This is a genomic window from Brachybacterium rhamnosum, assembly GCF_039526185.1.
GTDB classification, from domain to species: domain Bacteria; phylum Actinomycetota; class Actinomycetes; order Actinomycetales; family Dermabacteraceae; genus Brachybacterium; species Brachybacterium rhamnosum.
Window position 1 is genome coordinate 152,010 of the sequence record NZ_BAAAIS010000002.1, and the last position, 17,284, is coordinate 169,293.

At 70.6% G+C, this 17,284-nt stretch carries 15 protein-coding genes; 6 read left to right on the forward strand and 9 right to left on the reverse strand.

Translation table 11 applies throughout. From position 1 onward, the window contains the following. Positions 1-22: 22 nt before the first annotated feature. The 8 genes from ABD080_RS02575 to ABD080_RS02610 form a co-directional block, all read right to left on the reverse strand. Positions 23-1,036: a LacI family DNA-binding transcriptional regulator gene (locus ABD080_RS02575; protein WP_343903541.1), complete on the reverse strand. Its 1,014-nt coding sequence runs from the start codon at positions 1,034-1,036 to the stop codon at positions 23-25. Further along, positions 1,018-2,259: a hypothetical protein gene (locus tag ABD080_RS02580; RefSeq protein WP_343903542.1), complete on the reverse strand. Its 1,242-nt coding sequence runs from the start codon at positions 2,257-2,259 to the stop codon at positions 1,018-1,020. The genes ABD080_RS02575 and ABD080_RS02580 overlap by 19 nt, the downstream gene beginning before the upstream one ends. Next, positions 2,256-3,386 carry an N-acetylglucosamine-6-phosphate deacetylase gene (locus ABD080_RS02585; RefSeq protein WP_343903543.1) on the reverse strand — a complete coding sequence of 377 codons (1,131 nt, stop codon included), beginning with the start codon at positions 3,384-3,386 and terminating at the stop codon, positions 2,256-2,258. The genes ABD080_RS02580 and ABD080_RS02585 overlap by 4 nt, the downstream gene beginning before the upstream one ends. Next, entirely contained in the window at positions 3,383-4,153 is a 771-nt protein-coding gene (locus tag ABD080_RS02590; protein WP_343903544.1) for a sugar isomerase domain-containing protein, read from the reverse strand. The genes ABD080_RS02585 and ABD080_RS02590 overlap by 4 nt, the downstream gene beginning before the upstream one ends. Next, a complete protein-coding gene (locus ABD080_RS02595) occupies positions 4,150-4,893 on the reverse strand; it encodes a 6-phosphogluconolactonase (RefSeq protein WP_343903545.1) in 744 nt (247 codons plus the stop codon). The genes ABD080_RS02590 and ABD080_RS02595 overlap by 4 nt, the downstream gene beginning before the upstream one ends. Next, entirely contained in the window at positions 4,890-6,134 is a 1,245-nt protein-coding gene (locus ABD080_RS02600; RefSeq protein WP_343903546.1) for an AGE family epimerase/isomerase, read from the reverse strand. The genes ABD080_RS02595 and ABD080_RS02600 overlap by 4 nt, the downstream gene beginning before the upstream one ends. Next, positions 6,131-7,660: a sodium:solute symporter family protein gene (locus ABD080_RS02605; RefSeq protein ID WP_343903547.1), complete on the reverse strand. Its 1,530-nt coding sequence runs from the start codon at positions 7,658-7,660 to the stop codon at positions 6,131-6,133. Before ABD080_RS02605 ends, ABD080_RS02600 begins: the two co-directional genes overlap by 4 nt. Before the next feature lie 139 nt (positions 7,661-7,799). Further along, positions 7,800-10,325, reverse strand: a complete 2,526-nt coding sequence (locus tag ABD080_RS02610) for an ATP-dependent DNA ligase (protein ID WP_343903548.1) — start codon at positions 10,323-10,325, stop codon at positions 7,800-7,802. Between the two features lie 97 nt (positions 10,326-10,422). Here ABD080_RS02610 and ku point away from each other — a divergent pair, with 97 nt between their 5' ends. The 6 genes from ku to ABD080_RS02640 all read left to right on the forward strand — a co-directional run bounded on the left by ku (position 10,423) and on the right by ABD080_RS02640 (position 16,475). Further along, entirely contained in the window at positions 10,423-11,343 is a 921-nt protein-coding gene (gene ku, locus ABD080_RS02615; RefSeq protein ID WP_343903549.1) for a non-homologous end joining protein Ku, read from the forward strand. A 113-nt stretch (positions 11,344-11,456) separates the two neighbouring features. Next, the gene (locus tag ABD080_RS02620; RefSeq protein WP_343903550.1) at positions 11,457-12,641 is read left to right on the forward strand and encodes a zinc-dependent alcohol dehydrogenase; all 1,185 of its coding nucleotides are present in this window, start codon (positions 11,457-11,459) and stop codon (positions 12,639-12,641) included. Between the two features lie 45 nt (positions 12,642-12,686). Then, positions 12,687-13,583, forward strand: a complete 897-nt coding sequence (locus ABD080_RS02625) for an SDR family oxidoreductase (protein ID WP_377827289.1) — start codon at positions 12,687-12,689, stop codon at positions 13,581-13,583. A gap of 118 nt (positions 13,584-13,701) precedes the next feature. Then, positions 13,702-13,908 carry a hypothetical protein gene (locus ABD080_RS02630; RefSeq protein ID WP_343903552.1) on the forward strand — a complete coding sequence of 69 codons (207 nt, stop codon included), beginning with the start codon at positions 13,702-13,704 and terminating at the stop codon, positions 13,906-13,908. Between the two features lie 199 nt (positions 13,909-14,107). Continuing rightward, positions 14,108-15,838: a DEAD/DEAH box helicase gene (locus ABD080_RS02635; RefSeq protein WP_343903553.1), complete on the forward strand. Its 1,731-nt coding sequence runs from the start codon at positions 14,108-14,110 to the stop codon at positions 15,836-15,838. Positions 15,839-16,019: 181 nt separating this feature from the next. Continuing rightward, positions 16,020-16,475 carry a hypothetical protein gene (locus ABD080_RS02640; RefSeq protein WP_343903554.1) on the forward strand — a complete coding sequence of 152 codons (456 nt, stop codon included), beginning with the start codon at positions 16,020-16,022 and terminating at the stop codon, positions 16,473-16,475. A 445-nt stretch (positions 16,476-16,920) separates the two neighbouring features. Here ABD080_RS02640 and ABD080_RS02645 read toward each other — a convergent pair whose 3' ends face one another. Further along, positions 16,921-17,238: a hypothetical protein gene (locus ABD080_RS02645; RefSeq protein WP_343903555.1), complete on the reverse strand. Its 318-nt coding sequence runs from the start codon at positions 17,236-17,238 to the stop codon at positions 16,921-16,923. Positions 17,239-17,284 lie beyond the last annotated feature (46 nt).

The window sequence follows — 17,284 nt, forward strand, 5'->3', positions numbered from 1 at the left end:
CGGTCCACACCGCGCCGCCGGGTCAACGACGAGGCTGCTCGGGTGGCGCGGCCACCGTCGCCCGCTCGACGAGCTCTCCCTGCAGCGCGATGCGCTGAGGCGAGAGCATCTCGCTGACCTGCCCTTCGACGACGATTCGCACAGCGAGGCGAGCGGCCTCCGCCGCCTTCAGAGCGACGCTCGCGAGCGGAGGCTGGGTGGTGAGGGCCAGGACGTCGTCGCAGCCCACGACGCTGATCTGCTGCGGAACGGAGATCCCTCGGTGGTGGAGCAGGTCGATGACCCCATGGGCGATTACGTCGTCGAAGGCGATCACCGCCGTGGGCGCGGCGCTGAGGATCTCGTCCCCGGCGACCATGGTGTCCTCGTAGGTGCCGCTCTCGATGCGGAACGAATGGAGATGCGCCCCGCTCCCCTGCAGCGCAGCGAGCACAGCGCCATGCCGCTCCCCGTCGGACCAGGAACCGGCGGGACCACCCACGTAGGCGAATCGCCGGTGGCCGAGCTCGAGCAGGCGATTCACGCCCTGGCTCAGGGCATCTCGCGCACTCACGAGGATGCGTGCGGTGTCCGGCTCGTCGCGATTGATGAACAGGACCCGGCGCCGGTCCGTGAGCTCGACGAGCTCGTCAGAGGGAAGCCGGGAGCTGGCGATGATGAGGCTCTCGGACTGGGCGGCGAGGCGCGCGATGATGCGCTTCTCCCGTTCCACGTCCCCGTCGGTGTCGGCGATGAGCACGGTGTGCCCGGTCTCCTCGGCGGCTCGCTGGGCGGCGCGGATCATCGGCGGGAAGAAGGGGTTCGCGATGTCGGGGACGATCAGCCCGATCGTCCGGGGCACGCCGGTGCTCAGAGCGCGGGCGTGGACATTAGGGATGTAGCCGCGCTCCGCGGCGGCGGCGCGGATCCTCTCGACGGTCTCCGGTCTGAGCAGGCGTGGGGCGGTGAACGCCCTGGAGACGGTGGAGGACGACACCCCCAGGTCACGAGCGATCTCGACGATCGTGGGAGCCTTCTTCACACGACCGCCCGGCATGCCGCCACCGCCTCCTCCACCAGGGTCTCCGCGCTGCCTGCCGCGAAGGGCCCCGGCATCCCGTAGTAGCGGTGGGCGTCCTCGACCTCGTAGCCGCCATGGCGGTACTCCCCCGCCGTCGGCACGTATCCGGGACAGCCGTCGGCGTAGCCGAGCACCAGACACGTCCCCTCCACCTGTGCCTCGATGGAGTCCGCGACGTCGAGGAAGGGCTCGCCCGGCAACGTCACGATGGTCAGTCCCCCGAGCCGGAGTGCGCTGATGCGTCCCCGCCATGCGGTGCCCTCGGGCCTGAGACGGGCCCAGCGGATCCAGATGTCCAGAAGCGCAGCACGGCCTACCTCCGCCGCTGGCCTCTCGGCGATCCAGGCTGCGAGGTCGGTATCGTTCTGCTGCCCGGTGAGGAGATTGAAGTCCAGCGTCACCGGACGTGAACGGAAGCCGATCCCGTCGGACTCCACGGGTGTCGGCGTCGAGGAGAGGACAGCCTCGGCGATGGCCGTGCCCACCCGATCCGCCTCCGCGAAGGTGCGGGTGCTCGACCCCTCGAGGCGGTAGGACGCCTCGGCCCGATGGCCGGTGTTGACGTCGCCAGCGCAACCGGTGGTGAACACGGCCACCGCTCCGGGATGCTCGAGCTCGATACGACGTCGGACCGCATCGATGTAGTCGGAGGAGAGCAGCTGATTGGTGCCGTCGAGCACCACGGGGTGGCAGGGATAGGAGACCAGTGCGGCGGCGACACGCCCCTCGGAGCTGAAGCGGACCATCCTGACGGGAGGGTCGATCTCCCTTTCGGGGTGCCGCCGGTTCTTCGCCACACCCACCCCGTGCGCCGACTGCAGTGCGACCGTGCACGGCCGCCGGGCGGCGCGGGCGGCCAGACCGGCCGTTGCCGCAGCCCGCACGATCGTCCGTTCGATCTCCGGGGTGCAGGGCGTGAGTCTGTGCGGGGCCGAGCACGGACCGGCGTGCGTGTGGGTCGCGGTGACGATCACCAGATCCGGCTGGTCGGGACGGACAATCTCAGCGATCGTCCGGCAGGTGCTCTCCTCGAGCACGCACACGTCGACGGCGATGATCACCGCCTCGTCGAGAGCGAGGGCGCGGGCGCCGAGCTCGTCGTGCTCGCCCGTGCTCGGTGCGGTCCGGGCGGCGAAGCCGGACATCGGCACCGGCGACGCGATTCCCAGCGGCTGGACCGCCGCGCCGACGTCGATCATGGGCGCTCGATCAGGGCGCCGTGCCGCCAGACCTGCTGGATGGTCCCGTCGGTCGTGAGCGTCACGAGGTCGGCAACAGCACCCGTGCGCAAGGTCGTGTCCCGGCCCAGGACTCGGCCCGGCGTCCTGGTGACGAGGGCGAGGGCGTCGGGAAGGGACAGACTCGTGGAGCGGAGGACGAATCGAAGCCCGGCGGCGACATCGGAAGCGGCCCCGGCGAGCATCTCGGTGCCGACGTAGGAGAGGCGACCGTCCTCGGTCAGCTCGACCTCCCCGCCCACTGCGGTCCGGTAGAGGCCCGGCTCCCGGCCGGCGAGCTCCGTCGCATCGGAGACCAGGAAGGCGCGGTCGGGTCCCTTGGCGCGCAGCATCACCTCGAGGGTCTCCGGCGGCAAGTGGTGCCCGTCGGCGATGAGCCCACAGGTGAGCCGGTCTTCGGCGAGCTGGGTCCAGATGGGGTTCGGGTGCCGCGCGAGACGGGGGAAGATCCCGTTCCCCAGGTGCGTGGAGAGCGACGCTCCCGCGTCCACGGCGGCCGTGATCTGCGGCGTGCTCCCATGGGTGTGCCCGACGGCCACCATCACGCCCCCGGAGACGATTCTCGCGATCTGCTCCGGGGCGTCGTCCGTGTGCGGGGAGACCGTGACCAGACCGACGGGTCCCGCGCTCTGCCATCGGGTGACCTCGTCGGCGTCGAGGGGCCGGATCTGCTCGATGTCGTGGACCCCGCGTGGGCCGTCCTCGGCGGAGAGGAACGGCCCTTCCACATGGGCGAAGGGGATCGCATGGGCGAGGGCCGGGGAGGACGCACGCGTCTCGGCGATGCACCGCAGCGCGTGGCAGATGGCCTCTTCGGACGCCGTGACGATCGTGGGCACCCAGGTGGTGACACCGATGCCGGCGAGCGCGTCGCTCATCGCCGTGATCCGCTCCGCCGAGACGTCCGGACCGTTGATGTCGATGCCGCCGAACCCGTTGACCTGGAGGTCGATGAGGCCCGGTGCGAGGAAGGGGAGGTCCTCCCCGGCCTCCTGCGGGCGCCGGGTCATCCGAGTGATCGAGGTGTCGACCTGGAGCTCGAGCACGTCACCGGTCGCGGGATCGAGGCCGTGGATCGTGGTGGTCACAGCCACCTCACCCGGCCGGTGAAGTCAGCGATGAACCTGTTGTTCGCCTCGTCCCCGCCCGGGGCGTTGCCGGATCGCCAGATGGGCGGGTCGATGCCTCGCTCGGCGAGCAGCGCCACGGTGGTCGCCATCAGCCAGTTCATGGTGAACGCGTTCGCGAAGGTCGAGACGGCTCCCGTCCTCTCCGCGACGCCGTCGATCTCGAGGACGGCGTCGCCCACCGGCACCTTCGTGTCGATGTGCAGGTCGACGACCTCGTGCAGGTTCTTCCTCGTGGGGTGACGTGCGGGATGCTCCGGGGCGGTCGAGTCCGCGTGAAGTCGGCTCGAGACGCCGATGACCGTGCATCCGCGCTCCGACGCCGTGAGCGCGGCGTCGATGAGGGCGGCGTTGATCCCGTACGCGTTGACGAGGATCAGCAGGTCGTCGGGCCCGAGGTGGTTGGACTCGATGACGATCCTGCCGTATCCGGGGTTGCGCTCGATCGCCATGGAGCGCAGCGCTCCTCCGGAGAGGAGGGTCCCTTCGTCGAGGATCGCGGCGACATGCATGAGACCGCCCGCACGGAAGAAGACCTCCTGCGCTGCGAGGTTCGAATGACCTCCCGGGCCGTAGACGTGCACCAGGCGGTCCTGGGCGATGTGCGAGGCGAGGACGTTCGCCGCGGCGGCGACGGCTTCCTTCTCCTCGCAGCGGATGCGGCTCATCAGGCCGGTGACCGCGTCCAGGTAGGCATCGGCGAGGATGCCGGCGGGCTGGTCGGTCATCGGGGATCCGCCTCCTGGTCGACGAACAGGTGGACGTCGGGGTGCGTGCGCAGCGCGGTCCCCGGATGGTCTCCGGAGATGGGCTGGTGCACGGCATCGTGGACCGCCTGGCGCTTCACGGCCGTGGGTACGGACACGACGATACGACGGGCGTGGAGCAGCCGCGGGATCGTGACGGTGATGGCGTGGGCGGGCACCTCGTCGACCGAGGAGAAGTGTCCCTCGTCGACCTGCTGCTGGCGGGAGACCAGGTCGAGCTCGACCACGCGAGCGGTCAAGGGGTCCCGGAGGTCCGCTGGGGGATCGTTGAAGGCGAGGTGGCCGTTGACCCCGAGCCCGCACAGCGTGACGTCGAACGGCTCGTCGCCCATGGTCTCCCGGTAGGAGGAGGCCGCCTGCTCCGGGTCGGCGGTGACGTCGATGCGGTGGAAGCTGCGGGGCGTGACACGACGGAAGAGCTCGTGCTCGAGCCAGTTCCCGAATCCCTGTGAGGCATCGGGGGCGAGTCCGATGTAGTCGTCCATGTGGAAGCAGTCGATCGCGGAGAAGTCGATGTCCTCGGCGGCGAGAGCGTGAAGCGTCGCGGACTGGCTGGGGGCGGCGGCCAGCATGAGGCGGGCGCTGCCCCGGCGTGAGATGGCATCTCGGAGCACGGGTGCGGCGGCCCGTGCCGCCGCCGCCCCCATCTCGTCGAGCGTCGGGTAAGCGTGGACCGTGAGCGGGTGGTCGGGGGTCGTCAACGCGGGGTCTCCTCTGTCGTCCGGGGGGTCTCGAGCGCGTTCAGCAGCAGCAGCGATCGCGCGATGTGCATCGGATCCTTGACCGGGAGCGCCACGACGTCGTCGAGGGGCTGCCCGTCCCTGGTCTTGATCTGGATCCATTCGCGCCCGTCGGGGTCGGGGAAGGTGGCGAAGGTGTACTCGCGCACCCGGCGCGCCCAGCTGGCGAGCTCGGGAGAGGCGGTGCGCTGCGCGAGCAGGGAGGTCGCATAGACCGCCTCGGCATGGACCCACCAGAGCTTGGTGTCCCAGGTGCGCTGCACGAGGGCCTCGTAGGGGGTCTCCAGGAGCCGGCCGACGGGTCTGCCTCCGTCCTCGCGATCGGTGTATCGGAGCAGGCCTCCCTCCTGCTGATCCCACCCGGTCTCGAGGGCACGGAGGGCGAGTGAGGTGAGGAGTGCGTCGGGGACGGTGATCCGGTCGCTGCGGTCGGAGACGTGAACGAGCATCCAGAGCAGCTCGAGCAGATGTCCGGGCGTGACGTGACGTGCCAGGAGCGTGTCGCCGGTGGAGGGCTGATCGGGTAGGAACTCCCACCAGTGATCCGCTCCGAGGAAGGTGTCCCCGCCCCCGAGCAGATCGTGGTGCGCCTGGTCGATGATGCGGCGGGTGCTCTCATTCGGCGCCGCCCGCTCCAGCTCTCCGGCCACGTGCAGGAGTGTCATCGGGCCGGCGAGGTCCCGGAACCCGGTGGGGACCGGGTAGGGCTCGCTCTTCGCGGTGCGCCGGCGGATCGACACGGCGGCCTGCTCCAGCGTCCGTGTTGCTTGGTCGATCCATGCACGGGGATTGGCTGCCGAGGCCCGCGCAGCGCCGGCGAGCCCGAGGACGGCGAAGAGGTCCGCGAAGACGCTGGTGGCGTACTCGCCGTTCTCGTCCGCGAGGTGTCGGCCGTGATCATCGAGACGGAAGCTGGTGCGACCGTCGGGGAGGAAGGCGTGGTCGGCGAGGAATGCCGCGGTGCGCGCCGAGCGCTCACGCCAGAGGGAGCTATCGCCGCTCACACGGCCGAGGTCGATCTCTTCGGCCACGAGCGCGCATGTCCAGGCCCAGCGGCCCTGGGACCAGGTGTACTTCTCGCGGCTGAGGAGCTCCCCTCGATTGCTGAAGCAGGTGTGGACTCCGCCGAGATCGTCGTCGGCCCCTTCGCTGCTCCACCATTCCAGGACGTCCTTCTCCAGATGGGCGCGGAGGAGGCTCATCGAGCTGCCGCGGCTGCCGACGTGGGTGCGGCCGGCGTGTCACTGCCGAGGGAGTCGACGAGCTCGTCGACCTCGGCGCTGTGGGCGGGACGGATGAACCCGTAGCCGATGAACACGATGATCGAGCAGAGCACGGGGGTGGCGACCGTGATGGACTGCGCGGAGGCGGTTCCCAGCGCGTCGATCGGTCCGGCGAGCACGTACTTGTTCAGCGCGAAGACGGCGAGCCCCACGGCCCAGGAGGTGATGGCCGCAGCGGATCCGGATCTGCGGAAGGCCGGCAGCAGTCCCAGCAGCATCGGCACGGCGATCGGTCCCACGAGGGCGCCGAACCAGGCGATGAGCAGGCCGAGCACACCGCCGAAGCTGTCTGCGGTGAGGGCGATGCCCATCGAGAGCGTGATGAACAGGAAGGTGGTCAGGCGAGCCATGAACAGCTCCCTACGCTCCGGCAGGAAGCCCCGATCGCGGCGGAGGGCCGGGATGATGTCGCGCACGACGACGGACGAGATGGCGTTCGCGTCGGAGGCGGTCATCGCCATGGTGTGGGAGAACATGCCGGCGAGGACCAGACCGATGAGCCCCGCGGGCAGCAGCTGCTGGGCGAGCAGCGCGTAGGACTGCTCGGGGTCCGCGAGGTCCGGCAGGAAGAGGGGCGCGGCCCACATGGGCACGAACAGCACCAGGGGCCAGATCAGGTAGAGCACGCCGGAGAAGATCATCGAGCGACGGGCGGCCGCACCGTTCTCCGTGGAGATCATGCGCATGGCGAGGTTCCAGGTGCCGCCGTTGTAGGACAGCGTGGAGATCACGCAGTAGGCGAGGAAGAACCAGACGGTCAGGTCCCCGTTGAAGGGGAGCGCATGTCCCTCCGGAAGCTGGTCCCACATTGTCCACAGCGAGGAGACGCCGCCCAGCTTCACCATGACGATCGCCAGCATGGCAATGGCGGCGACGAGCTGGATGACGAACTGGCCGAGGTCGGTGAGGACGTCCGCCCAGATGCCACCGATCGTCGAGTAGACCATCGTGACGCCACCCACGACGAGGATGCCCCACGCGATCGGGAGGCCCGCGAAGACCTGCAGGAGGATCGCGCTGGCGACCCACTTGGCGGCGACGTCGAAGACCTTGAGCGCAGCCCCGGACCACGCGAGGAGCTGCTCCGTGGGGACGTTGAAGCGCTTCGCGAGGTACTCCAGCGGGGAGATGATGCCCAGTCGCCGGCGGAGCCGCGGCCAGCGGGGAGCGAACAGCCATGCGCCGATGCTGCAGGCCACGGTGATGCTCAGGGCCCACCAGACGTAGACCGCGAAGCCCGTGGTGTAGGCGAGCGCCGCGTATCCGACGAAGACTGCGGCCGAGTAGCCCGACATGTGGTGGGAGATGCCCACGAGCCACGCCGGGAGCTTTCCGCCTGCGACGTAGAAGTCAGAGGCGTCGCTGATCTTCGATTTCGCATAGACACCGATCAGCACCATCACCACGAAGTACGCGGCGATGACGAGCCAGTCCAGGACAGCCATGGTGCTCCCTCATCTCTCATCTGCGATGTGATGGGGGCGACAGTCCCATGCAAACGTGTGCAGGGAGGCGGTCCCGCAGACCGTGACCTCTTCGTGATGCACGAAGCGATCAGTCGAGCAGGCTCAGCGCCGCATCGCCTCATTCCTCCCAGCGCACCTCGCCCGCGGTCTTGTCCTCCCGCCACCCGCGCCAGACGGGATGGCGGAGCCGGCCGTCGGTCGTGCGCTCGGTGTGCTGGACCTCGGCCACGAGGTCCGCGCGCACCCACTCGGCGTCGCGCCGGTCCGCGGAGGGCACGTCATCGACCGGAGGCGTCTTCCGGGTGCGGGAGGAGAGGGTGGCGGCGATCTGCTCGAGGTCGCGGTCGCTGAAGCCGGTGCCGACGCGGCCGGCGTAGCGCAGCTCGCCGTCCGAGTCGGGGACGGCCAGGAGCAGGGAGCCGATGCCGCCCGCGCGGCCGCCCTTCCCGTGCCGCCAACCGATGACGACCACCTCCTGGTGCCGGGCGTTCTTGATCTTGATCCAGGTGCGGCTGCGCTTGCCGGGCCGGTACACGCCCGTCTCCGTCTTCGCCATGACCCCTTCGAGCTGCAGCTCCTTAGAGAGCGCGATCGCATGGTCGACGTCGCCGTGGTCCGCGTGCGGCAGCTGCACGTGCCCGCTCGGCGCGACCACGTCGAACAGGGCGTCCCGGCGCTCGCGGTAGGGGGTGCGCAGCAGCGAGTCGCCGCCGCGCACGAGCAGGTCGAAGAGCATCACGTGGACCTCCACGTCCTGCCGGGCCCGCTCGACGTCCCGCGGACGGCTCAGTCCCAGGCGCTGCTGGAGGCGGGGGAAGGACGGCCGGTCGCGGTCGTCGAGCGCGACGATCTCCCCGTCGAGCACGGTCTCGCCGGCCGTGAGGACCTTCGGGTCGATCACGTCCTCCAGCTCGGCGAGCTCGGGGAAGGTGGCGGTGAGGTCCTTGCCGGTGCGGCTGGTGAGGCGCACGGCGCCAGCCGTGACGGTCGCGATGACGCGCACGCCGTCCCACTTCATCTCGAAGGCCCAGTCATCCTGGTCGCGGATGTCCTCGCGGCTGCCCAGGGTGGCGAGCATCGGGGAGATCGGCTCCCCCATCGTCTCCGCATCGGCCCCCTCGTCGGATGCCGGATCGGGGGACTTGGCGCGGGCGGGTTCGGCTTCGGGCTGGTCCTTCATGAGGTGCATCAGCCAGTGGGCGCGGGCCTTCTCCTTCGCCGCCCGGCTCGCTCGCTTCCCGCCCATGCCGCCGGTGTGCACGAACGCGTAGCGGCGCGGCACTCCGCCGAGCCCGCCGTCCTCACGGCCGTGGCAGACGGCGATGATCTCCTTCCCCTCGCGCCATTTCTCGATCTCGACGGTGCCGGTGTCCCAGATGGTGACGTCGCCGCCGCCGTACTCGTCCTTCGGGATGCTGCCCTCGAAGGTGCCGTACTCGAGCGGATGGTCCTCCGTCTGCACGGCCAGGCGGTTCACGTCCACGTCCAGCGGCGGTCCCTTGGGCACGGCCCAGGAGACCAGCACGCCGTCGTGCTCGAGGCGCACGTCCCAGTGCAGGCTCGAGGCGTGATGCTCCTGGATCACGAACATCGGCTCCTCCGCATCGAGCGCGTGCTGCGCGGCCTCGGTGCCCGGCCCGTGCTCGGGGACGGGCTCGGGGACGGGCTCGGGAGTCCTGGTCGCGTCGCGCTTGGAGCGGTAGACCTCCAGGCGGTCCCGCGTGCCACGATCCTCGTCGGCGTGCGAGCCGTCGCCGGCCAGTCCCAGGCCGGAGATCGGATCGACGCCGTCCTCGACGCGCCGCAGCACCTCCTCGAGCTCCAGCTGCTCGAGCTCCGGGTCCTCGATCTCCTCCCAGCTGCGGGGCGCGGCGACCGTCGGCCGCGGGCGGCCCCGCAGCGAGTATGGGCAGACGGTGGTCTTGTGACCGTTGTTCTGGGACCAGTCCACGAGCACCTTGCCCGCGCGCCTCGATCTCGTCATGTCGCTGATGACCTCGTCGGGGTGGTCCTCCTCGAGGGACCGGGCCAGCTCGTGGGCCACCTGGGCGATCTCCTGGGCCGCGGCGGTGCCGTCCAGGGGTGCGTAGAGGTGGATGCCCTTGGAGCCGGAGGTGACCGGGAAGGACGCCATCCCCATGCCGTCGAGGATCTCGCGGCACCAGCCGGCCACGCGGGCGCAGTCCGCCAACCCCGCACCCTCGCCCGGGTCGAGGTCCAGCACGAGCCGGTCGGGGCCAGACGGTGCGAGGTCCGCGTCGAAGCGCCACTGCGGGGTGTGGATCTCGAGGGATGCCAGCTGGGCGAGCCACACGAGCACGGCGGGCTCATCGACCAGCGGGTAGGTCGACGTACCGCCGTGGTGCTCGAGGTCCGCCCGCGGCACCCAGTCCGGGGCGTGGTCCTCGAGGTCCTTGCGGAAGAAGGCCTTACCGGGACGCTCGGCAGTGCCGACCCCGTCGACCCAGCGCTTGCGGGTGGCGGGGCGGCGGGCGGCCTGCGGGACCATCACCTCGGCCACGCGCAGGTAGTAGTCCAGCACCTCGCCCTTGGTGGTGCCCGTGGAGGGGTAGAAGATCTTCTCGAGGTGCGAGACCGTCAGCGTGCGACCGTCGACCTCGACCTTCTGCTCACCGGTAGCCATGTGGCCACTGTGCCCCTCCCCCGGCGATCCGTCACGGGCCCGCCACGTCCCGGGTCCGGGCACTGGCCAAGCGACGGCAGTCGTGATGCCATGGGGCATGCGCGCGATATGGAGCGGTGAGATCACGTTCGGGCTCGTCAACGTGCCGGTGAAGCTCTACGGGGCGACCCGGTCGCACGACCTGTCCTTCCACCAGGTCCACGACGAGGACCAGGGACGCATCCGGTACCAGCGCACCTGCGAGGTCTGCGGGCGCGAGATCGACTACGAGCACATCGACAAGGCCTACGACGACGGGGACAAGACCGTCGTGCTCACCGACGAGGAGCTCGCGGACCTGCCGGCGGAGGACAACGACGAGATCGACGTCGTCCAGTTCGTCCCCGGGGACCAGGTGGACCCCATCCTGCTGGGGACCTCCTACTTCCTCGAGCCCGTGGGCCGCTCCTCGAAGGCGTACGTGCTGCTGCGCCGCACCCTCGAGGACACCGAGCGCACCGCCGTCGTCACCTTCACCTTGCGCTCCAAGACCCGCCTGGGGGTGCTGCGGGTGCACGAGGACCTGCTCGCCCTGCAGACCCTGCGCTGGCCCGCCGACCTCAAGGACGTCGACTTCGGTCCGTCGAGGACCACGATCAGTGCGAAGGAGCGGAAGATGTCCGCCGCATTGGTCGAGCAGTTCAGCGGCGACTTCGACCCGGAGCAGTTCACCGACGAGTACCAGGAGCAGCTGCGCGAGCTGGTCGACGCCAAGCTCGAGGAGGGGGACTCCGTCGACACCGAGGCGACGTTCGGCAAGCGCACCTCGAGCGACGCGGGCGAGGGCGGCGGGAAGGTCATCAGCCTGATGGATGCCCTCGAGCGGAGCGTGCAGAAGCGGCGGGGTGCGACGGAGAAGAAGGATTCCGCGACGACCAAGAAGAGCTCGACGACCAAGAAGAGCTCGTCGAGGAAGAAGAGCTCGTCGAGGAAGAAGGGCTCGTCGACGACCTCCCGCTCCTCGAAGAGATCCGGTTAGGCCCCGCCGGAGAGACCCCCGCGGAGCTGCGGTACCGACCGGTCGGGCGCACCCCTGGCTCCCCCGAGTGATCCCCACTACGTTGGACATACGCTTACCAGGAGGTATCACCCGTGAGAGCAGTGACATGGCAGAAGCCCGGCGACGTGAGCGTCGAGGACGTTCCTGATCCTGTGCTCCAGGCGCCGGGCGATGCGATCGTCAGGATCACGTCGACCGCGATCTGCGGTTCGGATCTGCACCTGTACGAGGTTCTCGGCCCCTACATGACGGCGGGCGACGTCCTCGGGCACGAGGCGATGGGGATCGTCGAGGAGGTCGGCCCGGGGGTGACGCGCGTGCGCCCCGGCGATCGCGTCGTCGTCCCGTTCACCATCTCGTGCGGGGAGTGCTGGATGTGCACCCGCGGGCTCCAGTCCCAGTGCGAGACCACTCAGGTCACCGACCAGGGATCGGGCGCAGCCCTGTTCGGGTTCTCGAAGCTCTACGGGCAGATCCCCGGCGGCCAGGCCGAGTACCTGAGGGTTCCCCATGCGGATTACGGCCTGATCACCGTCGGCGCCGACCTCCCCGACGAGCGGTATCTCTTCCTCAGCGACATCCTGCCCACCGCCTGGCAGGGGGTGATGTACGCCGATGTGCCCGAGGGAGGGACGCTCGCCGTTCTCGGCCTCGGCCCCTTGGGACAGTTCGCCGCGCGGATCGGAGTGCACCGCGGGTACCGCGTGTTCGCCATCGACCCTGTCCCCGAACGCCGTGACATGGCGGCGCGGCACGGGGTGGAGGTCTTCGATGAAGGTCCGGAGGGGATCGAGGCCATCAAGGACGCCACCGCGGGACGAGGGCCGGACGCCGTGGTCGACGCCGTCGGGATGGAGGCCCATGGCAGCCCGATCGCACGTACCGCACACCAGATCATGGGCCACCTGCCGAAGGCGGCGGGACGCAAGGCGATGGAGACCGTCGGGGTGGACCGTCTCGCGGCGCTGCATACGAGCATCGACCTGGTGCGCCGCGGCGGAACGGTGTCGCTCAGCGGCGTGTACGGGGGCACCGCGAGCCCGATGCCTCTGCTGTCGATGTTCGACAAGCAGATCCAGTTCCGGATGGGCCAGTGCAACGTCCGCTCGTGGACCGAGGACCTCCTCCCCCTCGTGGAGGACGCCGCTGATCCGCTGGGAGTGACGGACCTCGTCACCCATCGCCTGCCGCTCGAGGAGGCATCTGCTGCGTACGCGCTGTTCCAGAAGAAGCACGACGGCTGCATCAAGGTCGTGCTGGACCCCGGACATCGCTGACCACCGCTCGTGGCCTCACGGGAATCGTCGAAGAGAGCAATGACCATGGCATCAGACCAGCTGACCTTCCAGAATCCGGTCGAGCGCTTCCCGGAGATCACCCCTCCGGAGCAGGACCAGCCCGAGCCGGGCCTCGATGCGGCTCTCGTGCCCCAGACCGATCGCGGGGAGCACTCCTACCGCGGCACGGGACGTCTCGAGGGTCGGCGTGCGCTGATCACGGGGGCGGACTCCGGCATCGGGGCAGCGGTCGCCATCGCCTTCGCCCGCGAAGGTGCTGACGTCGCCCTGTCCTACCTGCCTGCGGAAGAGGAGGACGCGCAGTACATCAGTCGTGTCATCGAGGAGAGCGGCCGCACGGCTCTCCGGCTGCCCGGCGACCTCGCGGACCCCGAGTACTGCCGAGCGGTGGTCGACGAGGCGGCCGCCGGGCTCGGCGGCCTCGACGCACTCGTGAACAACGCGGGCCGACAGATCTCGGTCGAGCACGTCGAGGATCTCGACGACGAGCAGTGGACGTCGACCTTCGACGTGAACATCCGGGCGATCTACCGGGTCTCCAAAGCGGCGCTGCGACACCTGGAACCGGGATCGACGATCGTCAACTCGACCTCGATCCAGGCCTACAACCCCTCACCTCATCTTCTCGACTACGCCTCGACCAAGGCGGCGATCAACAACTTCACCAAGGGCCTCGGGCAGCAGCTCGCGCCTCGGGGGATCCGGGTCAACGCCGTCGCCCCCGGACCCATCTGGACCCCTCTGCAGGTCTCTGACGGCCAGCCCAAGGATGCACTTCCCGACTTCGGGAAGAGCACCCCGCTGGGCCGGGCCGGACAGCCCACCGAGCTCGCGCCCGCCTACGTCTTCCTCACCTCGCCGGAGTCCAGCTACGTCATCGGCGAGACTCTCCATGTGAACGGGGGAACCCCGAGCCCCTGAGCACGCCTGGCGAGACGGTTCTCGTCGAACGTCGAGGACGCACCGGCCTCGCTCGCTGCGGATCCGACGGCGACGAGGGCTCGCAGGCCCATGACGAACCCACCACAGGAGGATCACCATGACCAGCACCCCCATGCATCACCCCGATGACGACACCCGCCCCGTCCCGGAGGACCAGGGCACAGCCCACCGCGATGAGCACAGCACCGCCGATCCGGTGGACGAGGAGACCAAGCGTCTCTCCGAGGCCGAAGCCGCCCAGCACGACGGGCCCGCCGAAGCACAGGACACCGATGCCGCCGAGAGCGGCGGCTACGGTCACTGAGCTGTCCCCACGCCTCGCCGGATAGGGACCCAGACCTCCGCGCGGTCCAGCTCCCCGATGCTGACCATCCGGCGGCGCCGGGCGCTCATGCCCGGCGCCGCCGGGCGGTGGTGTGGTGCGCGAAGGCCATGCGGTCTCCCGGATGCGGGGTCGGAGAGGCGCTCGCAGTCGAGGGAGCGTGCCCGGGTAACCTCGCACGGTGCCTCCTTCCCGCCGTTCCCGCACCCGCCGCCGCCGTAACTCCCGTCGCGGCGGCGCGAGCACATCGGCCCGGCCGCTGCCCTTCGCGGGCCCGGGCGAGCGGCTGTGGGTGCTCGACGTCCCCTACGGCACCCAGGTCGAGGGCGCCACCTGGCATCCGGCCGTGAGGATGCACCTGCACGTGGGCCGCACCCTGCCCGCGCACCTCGCGCCCTACGCGCCGGGCCCGCACACCCTGGGCCGCTTCCTCGAGAACCAGCTCAACCCCGACTCCCCCACGCCGATCCCGGAGCCGGAGGAGGACTTCGAGCCGCGGCTGAACCAGTACGAGGCGGCCGATGCGATCGCGGAGCGCGCCGCGGCGGGCGGGCGGCAGTTCCTGCTGGCGGACGAGCCGGGCGTCGGCAAGACGATCTCCGCGGTGCTCGGCGCGAGCGCGGTGGGCGACCTGCGGGGCGCGGAGCGGGTGCTCGTGGTCGCGGACCGCCCGGCGGCGATCACCATCGGCCACTGGTGCCGCACGATCACGGCGCTCGGCGACAGCGGCCTGGAGTGGGTGGTGATCACCTGGGACCGGCTGGAGAAGGTCGCCGGATACGACTGGGACGTGATCATCGCCGACGAGGCGCACGCCCTGCGCCGCACCACGACGAAGCGCTGGAAGCTGTGGGCGAGGATCTCGGGGCACGGCGTCGCGCACGAGAAGGCGCCATTCGTCATCGTCACGACGGCGACGCCCGGCCACACGCCGCTCGAGCTGCCCTACCTCGCCCCCGCCTACGCGCAGGTGCACGGGGAGACCATGAAGGAGTGGACCTCGGTGAAGCAGCCGGCGGCGGACTTCGCCGATGCGCTCGAGCGGCACGGCATCGCGCTGGAGAAGGGCCGCTACGGGGCGACGTGGACGGCCGACGCGACCCGTCGCGCGGAGGACCTCGCCCGGGTGCGCGGCTGGCTCGCCGACGCCCGGCCGACGGCGATGCTGCACCGCGCGGCGCCCTGGGGGCCGGTGCCGATCTCCGGTATGCCGGTGACGCTCACGCCCGCGGAGCGCTCCGCCTACGAGGCGGAGTGGGGCGAGTTCTGCCGCGAGATGGACGTGGCTCGGCGCGGCCGGAACACGGCGAAGGGGCGGGCGGCGCTGCTGCGGTTCCGGCAGAAGGCGGGCCTGATCCGTGTGGACTCGACCGTCGCGTGGATCGGCCAGCAGGTCGAGGCGGGACGGCAGGTGGCGTGCTCGGTCGAGTTCGTGACGACGGCCGCGGATCCGATCGCGGACCGGCTGCGGGACGCGGGCCTCGAGGTCGCCTCGATCTACGGCCGGGACCGCTTCGACGTCGAGGCGGAGCGGCTGCGCTTCCAGCGGGGCGAGGCGAGCGTCTGCGTGTTCACGACGGTCGCCTCGATCAGCCTGCACGCCGGGGAGACGCTGCCCGGCGGGGAGAGGGCGAGCACCGATCCGCGCGTGGGCGTGTTCCACCAGGCGAGGTTCTCCGGCATCGCAGGGCGGCAGGTCACCGGCCGCACGCACCGCGACCACCAGGTCTCCCCCTGGCACATCGCCTACGCGCAGGGCACCGTCGAGGAGCAGGTCAGCAAGGTGATGGTGGAGCGGATCGCCGCGGCCTCGGACACCGTGGGTGGGGACACCGAGAGCCTCGAGGACGTCGCCAAGCTGCTCGGCGCGGACTGGCTGCCCTCGGCGAGCCTCACCGAGGGCGGCGCCTGACCTCGACCGGCGGCGGGACCTGCGTGTCCCGATCAGCGTCCGCCCACTCCTTGTCACATGGTCACAAAAGGGCAAAGAGTAGGTCAACGGAAGCCATTGACGCCGCGAGCGACTGGCGGACGTGGGGGTTGCTGCTGCGTGCGCCGACGGATCCGGGGCACTGAGGAAGGACCGATCGTCCATGACCCGCATCCGCATCCGTCATCTCGCCGCCGTCGCCGCCATCGGCCGGGCCGGGACCGTCGTCGCCCCGTCGACCCTCGCCCTCGACCCGGCTGCCGCGCCCGCCGCGAGCCGGAGCGCCGCCGCCCCGAGCACGGCCGCCGCTGCCACGGCCACCGCCACCACCGCGAGCACCGCCACCGCGATCAGCCCCGTCGGCTACGCCGATCGCACGATCCGCGCGTTCGGCGCCGGCGACGACATCGACCTCGCGAGGTACACGACGGCAGACGCCCGCCGCGCGATCATCGGCCACGAGGGCGCCGCCAAGCACTGGCAGCGCACCGGCGCCGAGGGCGCGGCCGGCCACGTCCATGTGAGCTACGTGAACACCGAGACGGGCGACGAGCTCACCATCGGCGTGGACATCTCCGACGGCACGGGCCACGACCACCTCGTCGACACCGCCCGCTGACCCCGCGCGGGGGTTTCACCGGCCCCGTCCGCCGACCCCGCGACGGCGGATCTCACCGGCGTCGCCCGCCGGCACCTCGACGGCCGAGCTCAGCGGCACGCCCCACCGGCCTCGGCCGGCCGAGCGCCTCGACATCCCCCGCCGCCCCTCCGTCGGCCGTGCCAGGGCCTCCCCCAAAAACGCCTCACATCATGTACATGATGACGCGCGTTTTCACGGGAGGCCCTCGCCCTCCCACGCTCACGATGCCGGAGCGGCGCACCCCACGAGGGTCGCGCTCCGGGCGCAACCCTGACTCCGAGAAAACAACGATCCCGGGCACACCCCTGACGCCGAGCACACCCTTGACCCCCGGAGCACCCCTGCGCAGCCCACCGCGGGCCGGCGCCCCGCATGACACCCCCTGAACGGCGCCCCTCGGCGATCGCCCGTCAGGACCGCGGCGTCAGCGCGCGGGGCCGCCCCGCTGGGCCAGCTTGTCCTTGATACCGCGGATGGTCTTCCCGAGGCCCGTCGGCTCCGCCTCGTCCTCCGCGGGGAGCTCCACGTAGTCGACGATCGCGCGCACCGTCGCGACGTCGATGCTGGGCGTGCCGTTCGCGAGGAGGGTGCCGATCCGGGCGCCGACGAGCTTCTCGAGCTTGTCCGCAGCGGCGTCGCCGCGCTCGTCGCGCACGGAGTCCAAGCGCTGCCGGAGAAGCCGTGCGGCCACCTCGGAGGCGGGCACGGGCTCGGGATGTCCGGCGACGGTGATCTGTTCCAACTTCAGTCCCCACGGATCGAGATCGGGAGCGCGCCGCTGGCCGGGC

Bases quoted from the DNA above. Each gene is read 5' to 3' on its own strand.
- ABD080_RS02600 (WP_343903546.1), bottom strand. From the start codon at position 6,134: ATGAGCCTCCTCCGCGCCCATCTGGAGAAGGACGTCCTGGAATGGTGG.
- ABD080_RS02580 (WP_343903542.1), bottom strand. From the start codon at position 2,259: ATGATCGACGTCGGCGCGGCGGTCCAGCCGCTGGGAATCGCGTCGCCG.
- ABD080_RS02630 (WP_343903552.1), top strand. From the start codon at position 13,702: ATGACCAGCACCCCCATGCATCACCCCGATGACGACACCCGCCCCGTC.
- ABD080_RS02590 (WP_343903544.1), bottom strand. From the start codon at position 4,153: ATGACCGACCAGCCCGCCGGCATCCTCGCCGATGCCTACCTGGACGCG.
- ABD080_RS02610 (WP_343903548.1), bottom strand. From the start codon at position 10,325: ATGGCTACCGGTGAGCAGAAGGTCGAGGTCGACGGTCGCACGCTGACG.
- ku (WP_343903549.1), top strand. From the start codon at position 10,423: ATGCGCGCGATATGGAGCGGTGAGATCACGTTCGGGCTCGTCAACGTG.
- ABD080_RS02605 (WP_343903547.1), bottom strand. From the start codon at position 7,660: ATGGCTGTCCTGGACTGGCTCGTCATCGCCGCGTACTTCGTGGTGATG.
- ABD080_RS02575 (WP_343903541.1), bottom strand. From the start codon at position 1,036: ATGCCGGGCGGTCGTGTGAAGAAGGCTCCCACGATCGTCGAGATCGCT.
- ABD080_RS02640 (WP_343903554.1), top strand. From the start codon at position 16,020: ATGACCCGCATCCGCATCCGTCATCTCGCCGCCGTCGCCGCCATCGGC.
- ABD080_RS02625 (WP_377827289.1), top strand. From the start codon at position 12,687: ATGGCATCAGACCAGCTGACCTTCCAGAATCCGGTCGAGCGCTTCCCG.